The sequence below is a fragment of the Streptomyces sp. NPDC101776 genome (assembly GCF_044766845.1).
Taxonomy (GTDB): Bacteria; Actinomycetota; Actinomycetes; order Streptomycetales; family Streptomycetaceae; genus Streptomyces.
On sequence record NZ_JBIWMV010000007.1, the window covers coordinates 209,571 to 229,298 of the forward strand.

23 protein-coding genes and 1 pseudogene are annotated in these 19,728 nt (G+C 69.2%); 14 read left to right on the plus strand and 10 right to left on the minus strand.

The genetic code is table 11. The features are described 5' to 3' along the window. The first annotated feature begins 6 nt into the window (after positions 1-6). Positions 7-816: an enoyl-CoA hydratase gene (locus ACIRRY_RS23590; RefSeq protein ID WP_403975950.1), complete on the plus strand. Its 810-nt coding sequence runs from the start codon at positions 7-9 to the stop codon at positions 814-816. Between the two features lie 22 nt (positions 817-838). Here ACIRRY_RS23590 and ACIRRY_RS23595 read toward each other — a convergent pair whose 3' ends face one another. The 4 genes from ACIRRY_RS23595 to ACIRRY_RS23610 form a co-directional block, all read right to left on the minus strand. Then, a complete protein-coding gene (locus ACIRRY_RS23595; protein WP_403975952.1) occupies positions 839-1,639 on the minus strand; it encodes an SDR family NAD(P)-dependent oxidoreductase in 801 nt (266 codons plus the stop codon). Positions 1,640-1,707: 68 nt separating this feature from the next. Further along, positions 1,708-2,529, minus strand: coding sequence for an NAD(P)-dependent oxidoreductase (locus ACIRRY_RS23600; protein WP_403975954.1), 822 nt, complete (start codon positions 2,527-2,529; stop codon positions 1,708-1,710). Next, complete coding sequence (locus tag ACIRRY_RS23605) at positions 2,526-3,053, minus strand: nuclear transport factor 2 family protein (RefSeq protein WP_403976393.1); 528 nt, start codon at positions 3,051-3,053, stop codon at positions 2,526-2,528. The genes ACIRRY_RS23600 and ACIRRY_RS23605 overlap by 4 nt, the downstream gene beginning before the upstream one ends. Before the next feature lie 8 nt (positions 3,054-3,061). Next, positions 3,062-3,475 carry a zinc-binding dehydrogenase gene (locus tag ACIRRY_RS23610; RefSeq protein ID WP_403975957.1) on the minus strand — a complete coding sequence of 138 codons (414 nt, stop codon included), beginning with the start codon at positions 3,473-3,475 and terminating at the stop codon, positions 3,062-3,064. Positions 3,476-3,579: 104 nt separating this feature from the next. On the opposite strand from ACIRRY_RS23610, the gene ACIRRY_RS23615 reads away from it, so the two are divergent. Then, complete coding sequence (locus ACIRRY_RS23615) at positions 3,580-3,849, plus strand: hypothetical protein (RefSeq protein ID WP_403975959.1); 270 nt, start codon at positions 3,580-3,582, stop codon at positions 3,847-3,849. Here the strand turns inward: ACIRRY_RS23615 and ACIRRY_RS23620 are convergent. Next, positions 3,765-4,022 (minus strand): annotated as a pseudogene (locus ACIRRY_RS23620) (alcohol dehydrogenase catalytic domain-containing protein); the annotation flags it as partial. The gene ACIRRY_RS23615 and the pseudogene ACIRRY_RS23620 overlap by 85 nt on opposite strands. On the opposite strand from ACIRRY_RS23620, the gene ACIRRY_RS23625 reads away from it, so the two are divergent. Both ACIRRY_RS23625 and ACIRRY_RS23630 read left to right on the plus strand, forming a co-directional pair. After that, positions 3,957-4,124: a hypothetical protein gene (locus ACIRRY_RS23625; RefSeq protein WP_403975961.1), complete on the plus strand. Its 168-nt coding sequence runs from the start codon at positions 3,957-3,959 to the stop codon at positions 4,122-4,124. The pseudogene ACIRRY_RS23620 and the gene ACIRRY_RS23625 overlap by 66 nt on opposite strands. Before the next feature lie 79 nt (positions 4,125-4,203). Next, entirely contained in the window at positions 4,204-4,797 is a 594-nt protein-coding gene (locus ACIRRY_RS23630) for a TetR/AcrR family transcriptional regulator (protein WP_403975964.1), read from the plus strand. A 46-nt stretch (positions 4,798-4,843) separates the two neighbouring features. Here ACIRRY_RS23630 and ACIRRY_RS23635 read toward each other — a convergent pair whose 3' ends face one another. Genes ACIRRY_RS23635 through ACIRRY_RS23655 form a run of 5 tightly spaced genes read right to left on the minus strand, consistent with a single transcriptional unit; the run spans position 4,844 to position 8,990 of the window. Further along, positions 4,844-6,073 (minus strand): amidohydrolase family protein, encoded by a 1,230-nt coding sequence (locus tag ACIRRY_RS23635; RefSeq protein WP_403975966.1) that lies wholly within the window; start codon positions 6,071-6,073, stop codon positions 4,844-4,846. Between the two features lie 6 nt (positions 6,074-6,079). Continuing rightward, on the minus strand, positions 6,080-6,400 hold the full coding sequence (locus ACIRRY_RS23640) for a hypothetical protein (protein WP_403975969.1): 321 nt from the start codon (positions 6,398-6,400) through the stop codon (positions 6,080-6,082). Further along, positions 6,387-7,652 carry an aromatic ring-hydroxylating dioxygenase subunit alpha gene (locus ACIRRY_RS23645; RefSeq protein WP_403975971.1) on the minus strand — a complete coding sequence of 422 codons (1,266 nt, stop codon included), beginning with the start codon at positions 7,650-7,652 and terminating at the stop codon, positions 6,387-6,389. Before ACIRRY_RS23645 ends, ACIRRY_RS23640 begins: the two co-directional genes overlap by 14 nt. A gap of 4 nt (positions 7,653-7,656) precedes the next feature. Next, positions 7,657-8,289, minus strand: a complete 633-nt coding sequence (locus tag ACIRRY_RS23650; RefSeq protein ID WP_403975973.1) for a carboxymuconolactone decarboxylase family protein — start codon at positions 8,287-8,289, stop codon at positions 7,657-7,659. Then, positions 8,286-8,990, minus strand: a complete 705-nt coding sequence (locus tag ACIRRY_RS23655; RefSeq protein ID WP_403975975.1) for an SDR family NAD(P)-dependent oxidoreductase — start codon at positions 8,988-8,990, stop codon at positions 8,286-8,288. Before ACIRRY_RS23655 ends, ACIRRY_RS23650 begins: the two co-directional genes overlap by 4 nt. Before the next feature lie 236 nt (positions 8,991-9,226). Here ACIRRY_RS23655 and ACIRRY_RS23660 point away from each other — a divergent pair, with 236 nt between their 5' ends. From ACIRRY_RS23660 to ACIRRY_RS23705, 10 genes are read left to right on the plus strand one after another with little or no spacing between them, the layout of a single operon-like run. Next, positions 9,227-9,958 carry an SDR family oxidoreductase gene (locus tag ACIRRY_RS23660; RefSeq protein ID WP_403975977.1) on the plus strand — a complete coding sequence of 244 codons (732 nt, stop codon included), beginning with the start codon at positions 9,227-9,229 and terminating at the stop codon, positions 9,956-9,958. After that, entirely contained in the window at positions 9,955-11,394 is a 1,440-nt protein-coding gene (locus tag ACIRRY_RS23665; RefSeq protein WP_403975980.1) for an aldehyde dehydrogenase family protein, read from the plus strand. The genes ACIRRY_RS23660 and ACIRRY_RS23665 overlap by 4 nt, the downstream gene beginning before the upstream one ends. Continuing rightward, positions 11,391-12,596 (plus strand): CaiB/BaiF CoA transferase family protein, encoded by a 1,206-nt coding sequence (locus tag ACIRRY_RS23670; protein ID WP_403975983.1) that lies wholly within the window; start codon positions 11,391-11,393, stop codon positions 12,594-12,596. Before ACIRRY_RS23665 ends, ACIRRY_RS23670 begins: the two co-directional genes overlap by 4 nt. A 41-nt stretch (positions 12,597-12,637) precedes the next feature. Then, entirely contained in the window at positions 12,638-14,005 is a 1,368-nt protein-coding gene (locus tag ACIRRY_RS23675; protein ID WP_403975986.1) for an ABC transporter substrate-binding protein, read from the plus strand. Positions 14,006-14,048: 43 nt separating this feature from the next. Next, complete coding sequence (locus tag ACIRRY_RS23680) at positions 14,049-14,243, plus strand: ferredoxin (protein WP_200676576.1); 195 nt, start codon at positions 14,049-14,051, stop codon at positions 14,241-14,243. Between the two features lie 37 nt (positions 14,244-14,280). Further along, entirely contained in the window at positions 14,281-15,654 is a 1,374-nt protein-coding gene (locus ACIRRY_RS23685) for a cytochrome P450 (protein WP_403975990.1), read from the plus strand. After that, positions 15,651-17,312, plus strand: coding sequence for a thiolase C-terminal domain-containing protein (locus tag ACIRRY_RS23690; protein WP_403975993.1), 1,662 nt, complete (start codon positions 15,651-15,653; stop codon positions 17,310-17,312). Before ACIRRY_RS23685 ends, ACIRRY_RS23690 begins: the two co-directional genes overlap by 4 nt. Beyond that, positions 17,309-18,226: an alpha/beta hydrolase gene (locus tag ACIRRY_RS23695; protein WP_403975996.1), complete on the plus strand. Its 918-nt coding sequence runs from the start codon at positions 17,309-17,311 to the stop codon at positions 18,224-18,226. The genes ACIRRY_RS23690 and ACIRRY_RS23695 overlap by 4 nt, the downstream gene beginning before the upstream one ends. Continuing rightward, positions 18,223-18,834, plus strand: a complete 612-nt coding sequence (locus ACIRRY_RS23700; RefSeq protein ID WP_403975998.1) for a DoxX family protein — start codon at positions 18,223-18,225, stop codon at positions 18,832-18,834. The genes ACIRRY_RS23695 and ACIRRY_RS23700 overlap by 4 nt, the downstream gene beginning before the upstream one ends. Continuing rightward, positions 18,834-19,685, plus strand: coding sequence for an NAD(P)-dependent oxidoreductase (locus tag ACIRRY_RS23705; protein ID WP_403976000.1), 852 nt, complete (start codon positions 18,834-18,836; stop codon positions 19,683-19,685). The genes ACIRRY_RS23700 and ACIRRY_RS23705 overlap by 1 nt, the downstream gene beginning before the upstream one ends. The last annotated feature ends 43 nt before the right edge of the window (positions 19,686-19,728 follow it).

A 19,728-nucleotide genomic window follows, 5' to 3' on the forward strand; every position in this document is an offset into this window, starting at 1 on the left:
GGACCCATGGCAGACACAGCGGACACGGACGAGGTCCTCTACGAGGTCGACGACAAGGTCGCGGTCATCACCCTGAACCGGCCCCAGGTCGCCAATGCCCAGAACGCGGTTCTCCTCGACGCGTTGGACGCCGCCTGGCGCCGGGCCGCCGCCGACGAGGAGGTCAAGGTGATCCTCCTGCGGGGCAACGGAAAACACTTCTCCTCCGGCCACGACCTCAAGGACCGCTGGCCGGCCCCGAAGGAGATCACCCTGGAGTGGATCTACAGCGCGGAATCCCGCCGGTACTTGGAGTACACGCTCCGCTGGCGCAACGTCCCCAAGCCGTCGATCGCCGCGGTCCAGGGCAAGTGCATCGCGGGCGGACTCATGCTGTGCTGGCCCTGCGACCTGATCGTGGCCGCCGAGAACGCCGAATTCTCCGACCCCGTCGTGCACATGGGCATCGGCGGAGTCGAATACCACGGCCACACCTGGGAGTTGGGCCCGCGCAAGGCGAAGGAGATCCTCTTCACCGGACGGGCCGTCACCGCCGAGGAGGCGGAGCAGGTCGGCATGGTGAACAGGGTCGTCCCCCTCGACCAACTGGACACCGAGGCACTGGCGTTGGCCCACCAGATCGCCCGCATGCCGTCCTTCGGCCTCCGCCAGGCCAAGCGCGCGGTCAACCAGAGCCTCGACGTCCAGGGCTTCTACGCCGCCATCCAGTCCGTGTTCGACATCCACGAGACGGGACACGGGAACGCGTTGAGCGTGAGCGGATATCCCATTCTCACGAAGCTCGACGCCATGAAGGAACGCCTCAAGGAGCAGTAGGCCGCGACCGCACGTGTCGTCATCACTCGCGGTGAGTGTTCGCGCCCCGGCTCATCGCCAGGACCGCGTCCCGGCGGCTCAGCGCCCCGAACGGTGAACCGCCGGTCGGGGCGGGGCTGCCGTAGATCCAGGTGGGGCCGTCGGAGAGATGGTCGAGCGCCTCGGCGGCCACATCGGCGGGGTCGGCCAAGTCACCGCCGTAGGAGCCGCCTTGGACACCTTCGGTCCGGCGCAGGGACGGGGTGTCGGTCCTGCCGAGCACGAGCCCCAGGACGTCCACCCCGCTGCCCTGCCACTCCGCCCACAGGCTCTCCGCGAGGATGAGGTCGAACGCCTTCGACGCGCCGTAGGCGGCGAGCGTGGCGCCACCGGCCCACGCGGCGCCCGAGGTCACCAGGACCACGGCTCCCCGCTTGCGCGCCACCATCGGGCCGCCGAAGCGGTAGGCCGCTTCGAGCACGGCGGCGCAGTTGCGCTGCACCAGCCCGAGGTGTGTGCCGAGTTCCTTGTCGAGGAACGGGACGCTGCGGTCGTCGCTGCCCGCGTTGTAGACGAACAGGCCCACCTCCAGACCGGCGGTCGCCTCCTCCAGTTCCGACAAGGCGCTCGGGGAGCTGAGGTCGAGCGCGACGGCACGGACCTCGACGCCGTAGCGGTCCCGGATCTCATCGGCGGAGGCCTCCAGCACGGGAAGGCGCCGGGCCACCAGCACGATGTTCATCCCCTGGGCGGCCATCCGGTGGGCGAACGCGGCACCCACCCCGTCCGACCCGCCGGCGACGACACCCCACGGCCCGTACTTGGCGGTGAGCGATTCAGTCACTTCCTGCTCCTCATTCAGATCGTGCGGATCGTTCGGGGAGAACGGATCTCTCGGGGAGAACGGATCATTCAGGGCGAACGGAGAACCTTCTTCTCGACCGCGTCCGACGACAGCACCGTCCCGATGATCCCGAGGTCGGCCCCGGCACCACGCGCCACCTCACGCACCACGTCGACGTCCTTGCTCATCAGGTCCGCCAGCCGCCCCGCGACCGTCTCGACCGAACCCCCACCGGCGACGACACCGAGCGCGCGGCTGGCACCGCTGCCGTGCTGCAGAGCCGCGAGAATCGCCTTCTCGTCGATCCCCAACGACCCCGCCACCCGCACCGCGTCGACCGCGAGCCCGACCTGCGCCACGAACAGGGCGTTGTTGACGAGCTTGACCCGCTGACCGTTGCCGACCGGCCCCACGAACAGGACCGGCGAGGCGTACGTCTCCAACAGCGGGCGCATCACGTCCAGTTGGGCCTCGTCCCCGCCGACCCACAGGGTGAGCCGGCCCGCGGCGATGTCGTACGGGCCGCCCGACAGCGCGGCGTCCAGCACCCCGACACCACGCTCCCCGCCCACCTCGGCGAGCAGTTCCGCGGTACCGGGATGGGAGGTGGTGTGCTGGACGAGCGTCGCCCCCGGCCTCATGCTCGAGAGGGCGCCTTCCGCACCGAGGCAGGCCGCTCGCACCTGCTCGTCCTTCAGCACGGCGACGAACACCACGTCGGCGTCGCGGACCGTCGCCCCGATCGTCTCGGCCCGCGCGAATCCGGCCTCCTGGGACGCCGCCCGGGTCTCCGGTCGGCGCACATGGACCGTGACGTCTTGCCCGGCGGACACCAGACGGTCGACGATCGGCCGCCCCATCCGGCCCGCCCCGATGAACCCGATCCTCAACTCTCCTCCAGCGAAGCTGATGTGCCGGACGGCGCCAGCATCGCGCGGGGTCCGTCGGTGCCGTCGAGGTTGGCGTTGATCCGCTCGGCGATCCGCCACCCCTCCGAAGTGCGCACCCAGCGCCAGGTGTTGGCGGAGACCTGGAACACCCAGAACCGTCCGGCGTCGGCGTCCCATCGCAGATGCAGCGCGTGGCTGCGGCCGGTGGCCCGGTCGCCGTCGACGACGACGTGCGGCGCGGTCAGCACATGACCGCAGCCGTTGTGGATCACGCTCTGGTGGCCCGGGCCGTGGACCATGCCGACGATGCCGTCCCGGCCCTCCATCCGCAGATGGGGGACCGCGTCGAAGACACCGTCCTCGGTCCAGAGCGCCGCCGCGGCCTCGCCCGAGCCACTGTCGACCGCCGGGCCGTACTGGGCGACGAGCTGAGTGATCTCGACCTGGTCCTCCAAGGCGCGCACTTTCGCCGCCAACGACTCGACGGTGGCGCGTAGTTGGGCAAGTTCGCCGGTCTCGCTCATGAGTGTGGTCAGCTCCCTGGTACGACGATGATCCGGGCCGGCCCGTCGGCGTCCCGCGCCGCGTCGAGCGCGGCCGGTACCCCGTCGAGGCCGACGGTGTGCCCGAGCATCGGCCCGACATCGAGGCTGCCGGAGCAGACCGCCCGGAACGCCTCGTCCCAGTGGTCCATCGACGGGCCGCCCCCGAACTGGATGTTGATGCCCTTCCGTTTGGCGGTCAGGGTGTGCAGATGATCGCCCTGGGGCGGACCGCCGACGGAGAGGATCCGGGTGCCGCGTTCGCACCCTTTGATGATCGAGTCGAGAACACCCGGGACGCCGACGCACTCGAACACGACACAACTCGCCCGCGGACCGGCCGCGTTGCGCCGAGCCTCGTACGGTGAGACCTCGGCCGGATCGACGACCACATCGGCGCCCATGGCCGGCGCGGTCGCGCGACGCGACGAGATCGGCCGCGACGATCGGACCGACGCCGAGACTTCTGAGCCGGCCGATCGCCGAGAGGGCGATGGCGCCGCAGCCGATGACCAATGGCGCCTCGTTCGCGGTCAGTTGGGCGCGCGACGCGGTCGACCAGCCCACCGAGACCGCGTCGGCGACACACACGACCTCGCTCGGCAGGTCCGACACCACGACCCGGGTGACGGCCTCGGTCAGCAAGAACAACTCATCGAACCCGCCCGGTGCTTCGGGGCTCTGGCCGATGATCCTGCGACCGGCCGGGGTGGCCAGCACGGGCAGCGAACTCACCCGCGTCCCGACCGGGATCCGCCGCTCGGTGCCGGGGCCGTAGTCCACGACCTCGGCGCAGTACTCGTGACCCATCACGATGTGGACGTCCCTGTCGTACGTCGACATTCCGCTGTCGTCGTCGGCGCCCGCCTCCGGATGGTCCATGAAGTGCAGATCCGACGCGCAGATCCCGCACGCCAGCGAGCGGACGAGGAGTTGGCCCGGTCCGGGCACCGGATCGTCGATGATCCGTGCCTCGACCGTCCCGCCCCGCAGCACAGCAGCACGCATCAGACCCTCCTCGGCACTCCGAAGTCCGGCTCCTTCGGACTGTAGCCACACAGCGGGAATTACAGAAGACGGTCTCCTATAATTGAAGAACACCGGAACACCGCCCGGTCACTACAATCACGGCATGGCAGAACCGCGCCGCGCCCCGGGCCGTCCCCGTGACACGAGCATCAACGAACGGGCCCTCGCGGCGACGCGCGAACTGCTCGTCCAGCGCGGCTTCGACGCCACGACGATCCAGGCGGTGGCCGAGCACTCCGGCGTGCACGCCTCCGCCATCTACCGCCGCTGGCCGTCCCGGATCGAGCTGATCGAGGAGGCCACGTTCCCCGGGCTCAGCCCGTTGAGCGTCCGTCCGACGGGGGACCTGCGACGTGACCTACGCCGGTTCGTCCGCGCCTACTTGGCGGCCTTCGGCGCCCCCGCGGCCCGCGCCGCGGCGGCCGGTCTCTTCGCGCACTCCCAGACGTCGAGCCGGCCCCGGCCGCCCGAGATGCTGCTGCGCGTGTCGGCGCGACCGCAGTTCCAGGACATCCTGCGCGCCGCGCCGACCGGAACCGTCGACCCCGCCGTGGACCCGGACGACGTCTTCGACATGCTTCTCGGTGCCGTGCTGACCCGCACCCTCCTGTCCACGGTCACGGCCCGCAACCGTCCCGTCGAGCGCACGGTCGACATGATCCTGCGGATGCTACGACCCCTCGACGGGCCGGTCTGATCAACTCGCCCGACCGGATGGGGTGTTGACCTCAGAGGCGTTGTCCTCAGCGGCGCTCGTCGCGGAACACCTTCCCGCCCTTCATCACGAACCGCACGTCCGCCATCACGGAGACGTCCTCCAGCGGATTGCCCGGCACCGCGATCAGATCGGCGAGCAGGCCCTCCGCGATACGGCCCCGGTCGTCGGCGTCGATCAACTCCGCCGCGTTGACGGTCGCCGCCCGGAGCGCCTCCAGGGGAGTCATGCCTCGGTCGACGAGGGCGATCAGCTCCTGCGCGCCGCGGCCGTGCGGAATCGCCGGCGCGTCCGTGCCCAGCGCCATCCGGACACCCGCCTTGCCGGCCCTGGCCACCACGGTCTTCGCCCGGGGGAAGATCTCGGCGGCCTTCGCCACCAGTTCGGGCGCCGCACGGGACATGTCCATCCCCTCGATGAGAGCGGTGGTCGGCACCAGGAAAGTGCCCCTCTCCGCCATCAGCGCGATGGTGTCGTCGTCGAGCAGGAAGCCGTGCTCGATGCAGTCGATGCCCGCCTCCACCGCGGCCCGGACGGCGTCGGCCCCATGCGTGTGGGCCGCCACCTTCAGTCCGCGCCGGTGGGCCTCGTCGACGATGGCACGCAGCTCCTCGTCGGAGTAGTGCTGCGCGCCGGGGGTGCCCGTGTGGGACATCACGCCCCCGGACGCACAGACCTTGATGAGCCGTGCCCCGTGCTTGATCTGGTAACGGACGGCCTTGCGCACCTCGTCGACACCGTTGGCAATGCCCTCCTCCAGGGAGAGAGGCATGATTCCGGGGGCGTACGCGGCGAACATCGTGGGGTCGAGATGCCCGCCGGTGGGTGTGATGGCGTGTCCGGCGGGCACGATGCGCGGGCCGTCTATCCAGCCGGCGTCGATGGCCTTCGCCAGCGCGACGTCCAGCAGATAGCCGCCCGTCTTCACGAACAGGCCGAGATTCCGGACCGTGGTGAACCCCGCGCGCAGGGTCCGCCGGGCGTTGCCCACCGCGCGGAGCATCCGCAGCGGGGGATCGTCCTGGACGGGGGAGAGCGCGAGCGTCTCTCCCCGGCCGCCCATCAGGAGGTTGACCTCCATGTCCATGAGACCGGGCAGCAGAGTCACATCACCGAGGTCGAGAACCTCGTTCTCTCCGGCACCCCCGCCCGCGCCGCCGCCGTGCGTGATGCGCTCGCCGTCGACCGTGACGATGCCCGGCTGCTCGAACTCGCCCGTCTCCACGTGCAGTACACGCGCCGCTCTGAGTGTGAGCACGACGGTTCAGACCTTCGGCTCGACGACGAGGTCCATGTAGGCGGCTCCGCTGTCCGGCACCCGGGCCTGCTTCCAGACCTCGACCGGGAACGAGATGTTCACCAGGGAGAACAGCAGGAGCAGCAAGTTGCGCTCCTGCTCAGGGAGTTCGGAGAGCGGGAACTTGTCGAGGTGGTCGGAGGCCTGTTCCAGCAGCGGGAACGCGGCGTCGTAGAACGCCTGCATCTCCTCCATGGAGCTGGCGAGGCGCTTGCTGTACCGGTCGCGCTCGGACTCCAGGACCCACTCGCTGAACGGTTCGAGTGCCGCGAACTCACTGGGCAGCATCGGTGTGCTCCTTGACGTAGTCGGCGACCGTCTTGTGCAGATGGCGGAGCAGCAACTCCTGGTCGCAGAGCGGGAATTCGGTGACGACCCGGCTCTTGAGCATCGTCTGGGTGGCCTCCAGGGTGTTGCCGTCCTGGAGCGCGTACTCCTTGAACGTCACCGCCGCCAGCTCCTGCTTGAGCCGCTCGCGCGCCGTCTTGGCGGGCACGAAGTACAGGTTGGCCTCGAAGATGTGCTTGTCCACCGCCGTCGGCCAGTAGTGGTACGTCAGGTACCAGCCCGGCTTCCAGATCAGCAGGGTCATGTTCGGGAAGAACTCGAAGGAGTCGTTGCCCCACGCGCGGTGCCCACCCGGATTGAGACCGGGGGGAAGCGGGTCGAGGCCCTCGATGTCGGGTGCCTCCCACGGTCCGAACAGGCCGCTGCGCAGGACGCGTTCGATGGGCTTGACGATGGTCAGGTCCTTGGGCGGGGACATGCCTCCCCAGGAGGAGATCATCGAGTGCGGGGGGTGGATCTCGTAGTGCAGCGCCTCGTACCCGACGTTGAAGAGCTTGTCGGCCTCGTCCTTGACGGCCTGCTTCATGTGCAGGACGGGCGCGTGGTAGAACTCCGCGAACGCGTCGATGAACAGCTTCCAGTTGCTGCCGATCTCCGCCTTGTACGTGAAGACCTCGGTCATCTCGTGGAAGGGGTAGCCCTCAAGTCCCTTGGCGAACTCGCCCAGATACTCCTTGAGCGGCTGGGCGTTGGGGTCGAGGTTGACGAAGACGAACCCCTCCCAGACCTCGCAGCGGACCAGCTTGAGGCCGTAGTCCGCCTTGTCCAGGTCGAAGAACTCCTTCTCCTGCTGGACGAAGGTGAGATCGCCGTCGAGGCTGTAACGCCAGGCGTGGTACTTGCAGGTGAACTGGCGGCAGGTGCCCTTGACCTCCTCGCCCGGGTAGTCGTTCCACACGAGCTTGTTGCCGCGGTGGCGGCAGACGTTGTGGAAGGCCCGGATCTCCTTGTCCTTGCCCCGCACGATCACCAGTGAGGTGTCGGCGACCGCCAGCTCCTTCGTGAAGTAGCTGCCGACCTTGGGGACTTGCTCGACCCGGCCGACGTTCAGCCAGGTCTTCTTGAAGATCGCCTCCTTCTCCGCCTCGTAGTACGCGGGGTCGATGGAGTCCTCGTAGTTCACAGGGCTCGTGCCCAGCTCGGGGTAGTTCTCGGTCCAGCTTCCGGCCGCCGGCTTGGCGAAGTGTGGCATGGGATCACCCCTCTCGCTTGTGAGAATACCATTCTCTTTTTGGGAAACTGAAGTTCTCTTCCGAGATCACAGGATCGAGTTCCACGCCGAAGGTGTTGAGGGCCATCGTGAGCATCGTGTAGGCGCCGATCGTGAACACCAGGTCCATGACCTGGTGTTCGTCCAGGTCGGCGGCGAGTGCCGCGTACGTCGTGTCCGACAGGCCCGAGTCGGTGTCCAGTTCGTCCACCGCCCGGTTGAGCAAGGTGTCGGCGCCGGTGCGGACCTCTTCGATCTCGGCCTCGGTCACCCCGTACTTCCGGCCGATCAGGACGTGACTCGCCCACTCGTATCTGCTGCCCCGGCGCCAGGCCACGCGCATGACGGCCAGCTCGCGGACGCGCACCGGCAGGGTCGTGGTGTTGAGGTGCATGTTGAACGTCAGGAACGCCCGGGCCAGGGCCGGATGCCGCTGGAAGATCCCCAGGACGTTGGCCTCCGGCAGCTTGCGATGGGGGTTGATGACCGAGAACAGGTCGTGGTCCCAGTCGTCGTACGGCACTGGAGGGATACGGACGCCGTTCCCGGCGGCGGTGTTCCCGTTCTCGCGGCGCGCGGCGGCGTTCTCGCCCTGCTCGTGATCGCCGTTCTGGTTCACGTGTTCCGCCCGCCGTTCACGCCCAGGATCTGGCCCGTGATGTAGCCGGCCTCCTCGGACGCGAGGAAGGCGCACGCCGCGGCGATGTCCTCCGGGTGCCCGACCCGCCGTACCGGAGTGCGTTGGATGTGGTCCTCGACCGTCCCGCCGAGCAGTTGGCGCTCCTCGGAACGGCGCAGCATGGGTGTGTCGATGAAGCCGGGCGGAACCGCGTTCACGGTGATGCCCTGCGGACCCAGCTCCAGGGCCAGCGCCTTCGTCAGCCCGTTGACCGCCGACTTGGCGGCCACGTAGTGCGTCATGAACGGCTGGCCGGACTGCGCGCTGGAGGAGGAGATGTTGACGATCCGGCCCCAGCCGGCCTCCACCATGTCCGGCAGAACGGCCTGGACGCAGTGGAAGACGCCGTGGAGATTGACGTCGATGACCCGCTGCCAGGCCTCGAAGGTGAGATTGGCGAAGCGCTTGTAGCCCTCCATGCCGGCCGCGTTGACCAGAACCGTGACCGGGCCGAGCTGCTCCCGGATCTCGGTCAGCGCCTCGTCCACCTGGGCCCGGTCGGAGACGTCGGCCTTCCGGGAGAAGCCGCTGTCGGACGGGTTGAGGTCGAGGGTGGCGACCTGGAGGCCGTCGGCCTCCAGGCGTTGCGCGATGGCCAGTCCGATGCCGGAGCCGCCGCCTGTGACGAGGGCAGTCCTCATGCCGGAACCCCCTGAGTCTCGATCATGAAAATCTCCCTTCCAGATCTGAGAAGCGTATTCTCGTCCTTGGTGCTTCCGGAAGTCCCGCGCAGGCGGGGGCTGTTCGCCGACTTCCGTGCACCTGTCAGGCATCGGTCAGGATGACATTCTCGCTTCCGGATGGTTGATTCGCGTTTAAGGAGAATGTAGTTTCCGCTTCATTGGAGCAAGCCGCCCATCCATGCGAGGAGAACAGGATGCGGTTCCAGGACAAGGTGGCGATCGTCACCGGAGCGGGACAGGGAATCGGCGAGGACTACGCCCGGGCGCTGGCCGCCGAGGGTGCGCGGGTCGTGGTCGCGGACATCAACGAGGAGCAGGGGCAGCGCGTCGCCAAGGAACTGGACTCCGCGCTCTTCGTCAAGGTCGACGTCGGAGACCCCGCCTCGGCCGACGCGCTGGCCGCCGCCACCGTCGCCGAGTTCGGCCGCATCGACTACCTGATCAACAACGCCGCGATCTACCACAGCATGCGGCGCGAGGGCCTCACCACCATCGACCTCGACTACCTCAACCGCTTCATCCAGGTGAACCTGATGGGCGCCCTCTACGTCACCCGGGCCGTCGTCCCGCACCTGACCGAGGGCGCCGCGATCGTCAACCAGTCCTCCGCCGCCGCCTATATGGCCAGCGGCTACTACGGCCTGGCCAAGATCGGCATCAACCACCTCACCGCGTCCCTCGCCGCCGAACTCGGCGGCCGGGGCATCCGCGTCAACGGCATCGCCCCCGGCCCCACCGACACCGAGGCCACGGCCACCGTCGTACCGGTCGAGTTCCAGCAGCGGATGACCCAGGCCCTGGCCATCAAACGGATGGGCACCCCCGGCGACCTCACCCCCACCGTGCTGTTCCTGCTCTCCGACGACGCCGGCTGGCTGACCGGACAGACCATCAGCGTGGACGGCGGACAGGTGGTGCGGCTGTGACCCGCCTGCTCATCGACGGCCAACTGGTAGACGGGGAGCGGACGTTCCCCTCCCTCAACCCCGCCACCGGCGAGGTCTACGGCCACGCCCCCGAAGCCACCACCGCCCAGGCCGAAGCGGCCGTGGCCGCGGCCCGCGCCGCCTTCGACACCACCACCTGGGCCACCGACGTACACCTGCGCATCCGCTGCCTCGACCAGCTCCACCAGGCGCTCCTCGACCACGTCGAGGAGCTGCGCGAGCTGACCATCGCCGAGGTCGGCGCGCCCCGCATGCTCACCTACGGCCCCCAGCTCGACGACCCCGTCAAGCTGGTGCGCTTCTACGCGGACCTGCTGCGCAAGTACCCGCTGACAGAGGATCTGGGCGAGGTCGAGATCCGCGGCCAGCGCCACCGCCGCTGGGTGGAGAAGGAGGCGGCCGGGGTCGTCGCCGCGATCATCGCCTACAACTACCCGAACCAACTGGCCCTGGCCAAGCTCGCACCCGCGCTCGCGGCCGGCTGCACGGTCGTCCTCAAGGGCGCCCCCGACACCCCGCTCACCACCCTGTTCCTCGGTCAACTCATCGCCGAGCACACGGACATACCGCCCGGCGTGGTCAACGTCCTCACATCCTCCGGTGCCGACGTCGGCGAGACGCTCACCACCCACCCCGACGTCGACATGATCACCTTCACCGGTTCCACCGCGACCGGCCGCCGCATCATGGAGGCCGCGAGCCGCACGGTGAAGAAGGTCTTCCTGGAACTCGGCGGCAAGTCCGCCATGATCGTCCTCGACGACGCCGACTTCGCCACCGCCGCCATGTTCGCGGCCGGCACCATCTGCTCCCACTCCGGGCAGGGTTGCGCGCTCACCTCCCGGCTGCTCGTGCCCAGGGAGCACCACGACGAGATCGTCGAGAAGGTCGCGGCAGGCCTCGGCCGCATCCCGCTCGGCGACCCCGCCGACCCCAAGACCTTCGCGGGCCCGCTCATCAGCGAGCGACAGCGCGACAAGGTGGACGGGATGGTCGAGAGGGCGGTGTCCGCCGGTGCGAACCTCGTCACCGGTGGCGAGAAGATCGATCCCGGCTTCTTCTACAGGCCGACCCTCCTCAGTAACGTCGATCCGGACAGTGAGATCGCCCAGGACGAGGTCTTCGGCCCGGTGCTCGTGGTGATTCCGTACGACGACGATGACGACGCCGTCCGCATCGCCAACAACTCGATCTTCGGCCTCTCCGGCGGCATCCAGAGCGCCGACGACGAGCGGGCCATCGCCCTCGCCCGCCGGATCCGCACCGGCACCTTCAGCATCAACGGCGGCAACTACTTCGCCGCCGACGTGCCGTTCGGCGGCTACAAGCAGTCGGGCATCGGCCGGGAGAGCGGCGTGCCCGGCCTGGAGGAGTTCCTGGAGTACAAGTCCTTCGCGGTCGTGGTCCGGTCATGATGCCGCTCGAAGGCATCCGCGTCCTCGAAGTCGCCATGTACGGCTTCGTGCCCTCGGCCGGAGCCGTCCTCTCCGACTGGGGAGCGGACGTCATCAAGGTCGAGCACGCCGTCACCGGCGACCCGCAACGCGGTCTCCGCCAGACCGGCACCATGCGCGTCGAGGGCGACCCCAACCCCAACGTCGAACACGCCAACCGCGGCAAGCGCAGCCTCGGCCTCGACATCTCCCGGCCCGAGGGAAAGGAGGTGCTGTACGAACTGGCGCGGCACGCCGACGTGTTCCTGACCAGCTTCCTTCCCGGCCACCGGGACAGGTTCGGCATCGACGTCGACGACATCCGTACCGTCAACCCCCGCATCGTCTACGCCCGGGGCAGTGCCTTCGGGCCGCGCGGACCGGAAGCGGGGAAGGGTGGCTACGACATGACGGCGTTCTGGGCCCGCGCCGGCACCGCCGCGAGCATCACCCCGGCCGGCACGGACGGCATCATCAACCCGCCGTCACCGGCCTACGGCGACACCATCTCCGGCACCAACCTCGCCGGCGGCATCGCGGCGGCGCTCCTGAAACGCGAACGCACCGGCGAACCGTCCGTCGTGGACGTCTCCCTGCTCGGCAGCGGACTGTGGGCGATGGGTCACGCCACCGCGCTCTCCCTGCACCTCGGTAAGCCCTGGATCCCGCCGCCCGTCGGCACCCACGGCTCCGTCGCCAACCCCCTGTCCGGGCTGTACGAGACCTCCGACGGCCACCACCTGGCGTTCGTCATGATGCAGCCCGGCAAGTTCTGGGCCGATGTGTGCCGGCACATCGACCGGCCCGAACTCGCCGACGACCCGCGCTTCGACACGGCCGAGAACCTCATCGCCAACACGGCTGAGGCCGTCAAGATCCTGCGCGAGATCCTCACCACCCGCACCCTCGCGGAGTGGAGCCGGCGCTTCGCCACCCTGGCCGGGCCGTGGGCCCCGGTGCAGGACTCCCTGCAAGTGGGCGAGGACCCGCAGATCAGAGCCAACGAGTACCTGCTGCCGGCAGGAGAGCTCGAACTGGTCAGCAGCCCCGTGCAGTTCGACGTGCAAGCCCCCAGCCTCGGCCCCGCACCCGAGTTCGCCGCCCAGACCGAGGAGATCCTCCTCGAACTGGGCCTGGACTGGGACCGCATCATCGCGCTCAAGGCGGCGGGCGCCGTCACCTGACCACCCGACAGCGGGACTCACATTCTCAACGAGGAGAACCGATGAGACGCTTGCTTATCCCCGCGCTCGTCCTGGCCCTCGCGGCCGCGGCCGGATGTTCCGGCCGCACCAAGTCCGCGGATACCAGCAGCCCTTCGACCACCGGAGCCGCCGACACGGCCACCGCGGACTTCGGCACGCTGAAGTCCGTGTGCGGCAAGGGGACGGCCAAGACCGTCACCAGCCAGGGAGTCACCAGCTCCGAGATCAAGGTCGGCGTCTTCAGCGACGTCGGCTTCACCAAGAACCCGGAGTTCGGGAACGCGGCGAAGGTCTTCACCTCATGGTGCAACGCCGCCGGCGGCATCAACGGCCGCAAGATCACCCCGGTGACGCACGACTCCGCGCTCATGCAGGTCAACCAGCAGATGATCGAGGCCTGCCGCACCGACTTCTTCGAGGTGGGCGGCGGCGCCGCCCTCGACGGCCTGGGTGTCAAGACCCGCCTGAAGTGCCTGCTCCCCGAGTTCCCGGCACAGGTCACCACCGAGATCGGCGCGGACCTCCAGGTGATGACCACGGGCGCCTCGACCGGCTATTCGCCCTACGCCGGCTACTACTCCTGGCTGTTGAAGGAGGCCTACCCCTCGTCGGCGAGCGGCGTCGGCATCATCACCGGTGACGTGCCCATCACCAAGGCCCTCGCCGGGCAGGACAAGGAAGTCCTCACCGCGATGGGCGGCAAGGTCACCTACTCCGACCTCTACCCGGCACAGGGTGTCTCCGACTGGACGCCGTACGCCCAGTCCATCAAGACCAAGAAGGTCAAGGGACTCGTGTTCCTGGGGGACTTCACCCAGTTGGCGAAGCTGGAGCAGGCCCTCACCAACATCGACTACAAGCTCGACTGGATCGACGCGAACAGCAACGCCTACGGCCCCGCCTTCCTCAAACTGGCCGGCCCCGCGCTCGCTGCACAGACCAACTTCGCCTCCATCAACGGCGCCTACCCGTTGGAGAAGGCCGACGCCAACCCGGCGACGAAGGAGATGGTCGCCCTGTTCAAGCAGTACGCGCCCGACGCGCAGATCACCCTGCCCGCCATGCAGGCCTTCTCCAGCTGGCTGCTGTTCGCCACCTCCGCCCGCGACTGCGCGGAACTGACCCGCAGTTGTGTCCTGGAGAACGCCAAGAAGCAGACCGACTGGACCGGGGGAGGGCTCCAGGCATCGGTCAACCTGTCCTCGCCCGACGAGCCCCTGAAGTGCTTCAACGTCGAGAAGGCCACCACCATCGGCTGGGTGCCGGCCGACTTCAAGCCCACCGATGGCGCCTACCGCTGCGACGCGCCCTCCTACAAGTTCAAGGGCAACTACGGCAAGCCGCCGACCCTGGCGGACGTCGGAAAGTCGCTGTCCGACCTCAAGTAGCCACACCACGCCCCCCGTTCACCCACGGCAGGAAGGAAGGACCGTGAAGGTACGAGTCGACCCGGAGCGCTGTCAGGGCCACACGCTCTGCGCGATGCGCGCACCGGACACCTTCGAACTCAGCGAGATCGACGGGCACTCCTCGGTCGTCGAGGAGGAAGTCCCCGCCGATCAGGAGGCGGACGTCCGCGAGGCGGTCCTGTCCTGCCCGGAGCGGGCGATCTCCCTCATCTCCTGACCCCCCACCTCATCCACCGAGCAGGAGAGGACTCCGCATGACCACGGAAGACGCGGCCGTCGACGACGGTGGCCGTAAGCACCCCCAGGTGCACTTCGACCGGCACACACCCGACTACCGGGACCGGTTCGAGGACATCACCCACGAGTTGCACGGGCAGTGCCCGATCGCCTGGACGGAGACCCACGGCGGCCACTGGGTAGCGAGCGGCAACCGTGAGGTCTTCGAACTCGCGCGGTCCGCGGAGTTCCTCTCCAACGACCACGACGTGAAGGGGGAGCGGCGCGGGTACAACGGGATCTCCATCCCCGCGCCGCCCCCCGAGCGGAAGGGCCGGGGCGGGTTCCTGGAGATGGACCCGCCGGACCAGCGGTACTACCGGCAGACCCTCAACCCGTACCTGTCGCCGGCGGCGATCCAGCGCTGGGTCCCGTTCGTCGACGAGGTCGTCCGCGCCAGCATCGACGAGAAGATCGAGTCCGGGCGCATCGACTTCGTGGACGACCTGGCCAACATCGTCCCCGCCGTGCTCACCCTGGCGATGATGGGCATCCCGCTGGAGCACTGGACGATCTACAACGAACCGGCCCACGCCTCCGTCTACACACCCCCCAACTCGCCTGATATGCCACGGGTGTTGGACCTGAGCCGCAAGATGGGCATGGACCTCATGGCCCAGCTCGCGGAGGTCCGCCAGAACCCCCGCCCGGGCTTGGTCGACGCGCTGGTCCGCGCCGACATCAACGGCCGCAACCCCGACGACGGCGAACTCCTCGGCGTGTGCGCCCTGTTGATCGGCGGCGGCTTCGACACCACCACCGCGCTCACCGCCCACTCCCTCGAATGGCTCTCCCAACATCCGGACGAACGCGCCCGGTTGAGCCGCGACCGCAAGACCCTGCTGGACTCCGCGACCGAGGAGTTCCTGCGCTTCTACACCCCCGCTCCCGGCGACGGCCGCACCATCACCGCCGACTGCGAGATCGCCGGCACCGAGTTCAAGGAGGGTGAACGCCTCTGGCTCTCCTGGGCGATGGCCAACCGCGACCCCTCGGTCTTCCCCGACCCGGACCGCATCGACATGGAACGCAAGGGCAACCGGCACAGCAGCTTCGGCCTCGGCATCCACCGCTGCATCGGCTCCAACGTGGCCCGCACGGTGTTCAAGCGGATGGTCACGGCCGTCCTCGACCGGATGCCCGACTACGCGTGCGACCCCGAAGGCGCCGTCCACTACGAGACCATCGGTGTCATCCAGGGCATGCGCCACCTCCCCGCGACCTTCACCCCGGGCGAACGGCTCGGCGCCGGACTCGACGAGACCCTCGCCGAACTCCAGAAGGTCTGTGACGAACAGCGCCTCGCCGAACCGGTCACCGTCCGCAAGTCCAAGGCCCGGATCGACTCATGACGGACCATCAGCGTCCGGGGCCGGTGGTCACGGAGGAGAACGCGTTCTTCTGGACCTCCGGCGCCGACGGCCGGCTGCGGGTGGCGGAGTGCGGGTCCTGCGCGGCCCTCATCCACCCACCGCAGCCGGTCTGCCGGTACTGCCACGGCCATGACATGGGCGTCCGGGCGGTCTCCGGCCGTGCGACGCTGATCGGCTTCACCGTCAACCACCGTTTCGCCCTGCCCGGCCTGCCCGCGCCCTACGTCGTGGCCCAGGTCGCCCTGGAGGAGGACCCCAGAATCCGGCTCACCACCAACGCCGTCCAATGCACCCCGGACGAGCTGGAGTTGGGCATGCGGATGGAGGTCGTCTTCGAACCCGTCGAGGATGCCTGGCTGCCCCTGTTCCGCCCGGCCGGCGACCACCCGGCCCCCGACCCGCTGCCGCTCGCCGAGGTCGACACCCACCAACTCGCCCGCCGCGTACGGCCGATGGTGACCACGGAGAAGTTCGAGGACAAGGTCGCCATCACCGGCATCGGCATGTCGGAGATCGGCCGCCGCCTCCTCGTCCCACCGGTCTCCCTCACCGTCCAGGCCTGCCAACAGGCCATCGCCGACGCCGGATTGACCGTCGACGACATCGACGGCCTGGCCACCTACCCGGGCGCCGGAGCCGCGTACGGAGGTTTCGGCGAAGGCGGGATCACCGCCCTGGAATCGGCCCTCGGCCTCGAACCCACCTGGTACAACGGCGGCAGCGAGACCTTCGGCCCCTGCGGCTCGCTCATCTCCGCCATGCTCGCCGTCGCCGGGGGACTCGCCCGCCACGTGCTGTGCTTCCGCACGGTCTGGGAGGCGTCCTACGGCGATCTCGTGCGGCGCGGCAAGATCCCACAGGACCCACCGCGCAAACTGGACGGCTGGATGAAGCCGTTCGGCGGGATCTCGGCCGCCCACACCCTCGCCCAGAACGCCCAACGCCACTTCCACCGTTACGGCACCACCCGCGAGACCCTCGGCTGGATCGCGCTCAACCAGCGGGCCAACGCGGCACTCAACCCCACAGCGGTCTACCGCGACCCGCTCACCATGGACGACTACCTGAACGCCCGCCCGATCACCACCCCGTTCGGCCTCTACGACTGCGACGTCCCCTGCGACGGAGCGGTCGCCGTGATCGTGTCGGCCGTGGACGTGGCCCGGGACCTCGCCCAACCGCCCGTCCTGGTCGAGGCGGTCGGCACCCAGATCCTGGAACGCCTGGAATGGGACCAGAGCACACTCACCCACGAACCCCAAGTCCTGGGCCAGTCGGCCCACTTGTGGTCCCGCACCGCGCTGCGCCCCGAGGACGTCGACGTGGCCGAGCTGTACGACGGCTTCACCTTCAACTGCCTCTCCTGGCTGGAGGGGTTGGGGTTCTGCGGCATCGGCGAGTCCAAGGACTTCCTGGACGGAGGCAAGAACATCGCACGGGACGGCGTACTGCCACTGAACACCCACGGCGGACAGCTCTCCCACGGCCGCACCCACGGCATGGGACTGATCCACGAGGCGATCACCCAACTGCGCGGCGCGGCCGGGCCACGCCAGGTGTCCGGCGCGCGGGTCGCGGTGGCGAGCAGCGGCGGACTCACCCCGAGCGGCGTGATCCTCTTCCGGGCGGACGGATGAACTCTCGTACCACGGAGGTCGTTTCGCGGGTCGTCGACGTCGACGGCATCCCCATGTCGGCGCTGCTGTGCGAGGCCCGCGAACCGCGCGCGGTGCTCGTCGCGCTGCATGGGGGAGCGGTGACGTCGAGATACTTCGACTACCCGGACCAACCCCGACTGTCCCTCCTGCGCACCGCCGCGGCACTGGGCTTCACGGTCGTCGCCATCGACCGTCCCGGATACGGGAGTTCGGCTCCGTACGGCGAGAGCATGGCTTCCCCCGCCCGACGTGTGGACCTCGCCTACGGAGCGGTGGAGCGGTTGCTGGGTTCGCGTCCGCGCGGAGCGGGACTGTTCCTCTGGGCGCACTCGATCGGCTGCGCCCTGGGTGTGCACATGGCGGGCGACGAGCGGCGGAACGACCTTCTCGGATTGGAGATCGCGGGTACTGGACGCCATCACGCGCCCGACGCCGTCGACATCCTCGACTTCAGACGGCGTGACCCGGGCGTGCCGAGACGGTCCGGACCCGGACTGCGCGACCTGCTGTGGGAGCCGTCGCGTCTGTATCCGGACGAGGTCGTCGGCGCCGCCCGTATCCAGTCGGCGGGTCCGCCGTACGAGGCCACCGTGGCCCGCCGCTGGCCGCTGGAGTTCGCCGACGTCGCGGCCCGCGTACGGATTCCCGTCCACTACACACTCGGCGACCACGAACGGGTGTGGAGCTCCGGGCCCGAGGCGATGGCCGACATCGCGAGCCTCTTCACCGGCTCCCCGCGGGTCGTCACCGACGAACAGGCCGACAGCGGCCACAACTTGAGCATCGGGCGCACCGCGACCGGATACCACCTGAAGATCCTCTCCTTCGTCGAGGAGTGCGTTCTCGGACACGAGAACGGCGGGATCGACCGTCTGCCGAGGAGGGCCGGATGAGTGACGCCGAGTTCGCGGTACTGCTGCTCGTACGCGTGGTCGTAGGACTGATCATGATCATGCACGGGCTCAATCACTGGCGCGGCGGCGGCCGCATCGAGGGCACCGCCCGCTGGTTCACCGGACTCGGACTGAGACAGGGCGTGTTGCAGGCCTGGGCGAGCGTGTTCACCGAGGTCGGCGCGGGCGTCCTGCTCGTCCTCGGCCTGCTCACCCCGCTGGCCTGCGCGGCCGTGATCTCCGTGATGCTGGTCGCGGGGCTCCTCGCCCACCGGCCCAACGGGCTCTTCGTCTTCAAGGACGGCTACGAGTACGTCCTCACCCTCGCCGTCGTCGCCCTGGCCCTCGCGGTACTGGGCCCCGGCCGCTGGTCCGTCGACCACGCGGCCGGCATCGACGTCACCGGCTGGACCGGCGGCGCCATCGCGCTGGGCGTGGCCGTGGTGGCGACCGGGGGGCTGCTGGGCACGTTCTGGCGACCGGAGACCAAGGCCGCCGACACCGAGCCCAAGCCCGACGCCGAGTCCCAGGTGGGTGCCGAGCCGGAGTCCGAGAACACCCCCGCGCCAGAGAACACCCCCGAGTCGGTCGACCAGGAGGCCCGCTGATGCGCGTCGGATTCATCGGGCTGGGCAATCAGGGCGCTCCCATGGCCCGTCGGATCGTCGAGGCGGGCTTCGCCACGACACTCTGGGCGCGCCGCCCGGCCACGCTCGCCGCGTTCGCGGACACCGCGGCACAGCGGGCCGCGTCCCCCGTCGAACTGGCCGCCGCCAGCGACCTGGTGTGCGTCTGTGTCGTCGACGACGCCGATGTCGAGCAGGTCGTCACGGGCGAACAGGGTGTGCTGACCGGGCTGCGCCGGGGCGGGGTGATCGCCGTCCACAGCACCGTCCACCCCGACACCTGCCGACGGCTCGCCGAGCGCGCCCGGGTGCACGGCGTCTCCGTGGTCGACGCACCCGTCAGCGGCGGCGGAAACGCGGCGGCCGAGGGTCGGCTGTTGGTGATGGCGGGCGGTGAGTCCGGCACGGTCGCCTACTGCCGCAAGGTGTTCGAGGCGTTCGGCGATCCGGTCGTCCACATGGGCCCGCTAGGCGCGGGACAGATCGCCAAGCTTCTCAACAACCTGCTGTTCACCGCCAACTTGGCGACCGCGGCCGACACCCTGGCCCTCGCACCGGGGTTCGGCATCGAGCGCGCCGCCCTCGCCGAGGTCGTCCTCCACGGCAGCGGATCGAGCTTCGCGCTCGACCGGGTACGGGCCGCGGGCGGCACCCTCGACCGGCTCGCCGAACGCGCCGGACCGCTGCTCCGTAAGGACGTGAGGCTGTTGGCCGACCTCGCCGAGACGGCGGGCGCCCCGACGGGCAGCGTGCTCGCGGCGGCCGACGCGGCCCTAGACCACATGGGGCAGGGACGCCTGACGACAACCTCAACTCCCGTTCCACGAAAGTGAAAACGACCCTCTTGCCAACGGAGAACATTGATATCGTCGCTCG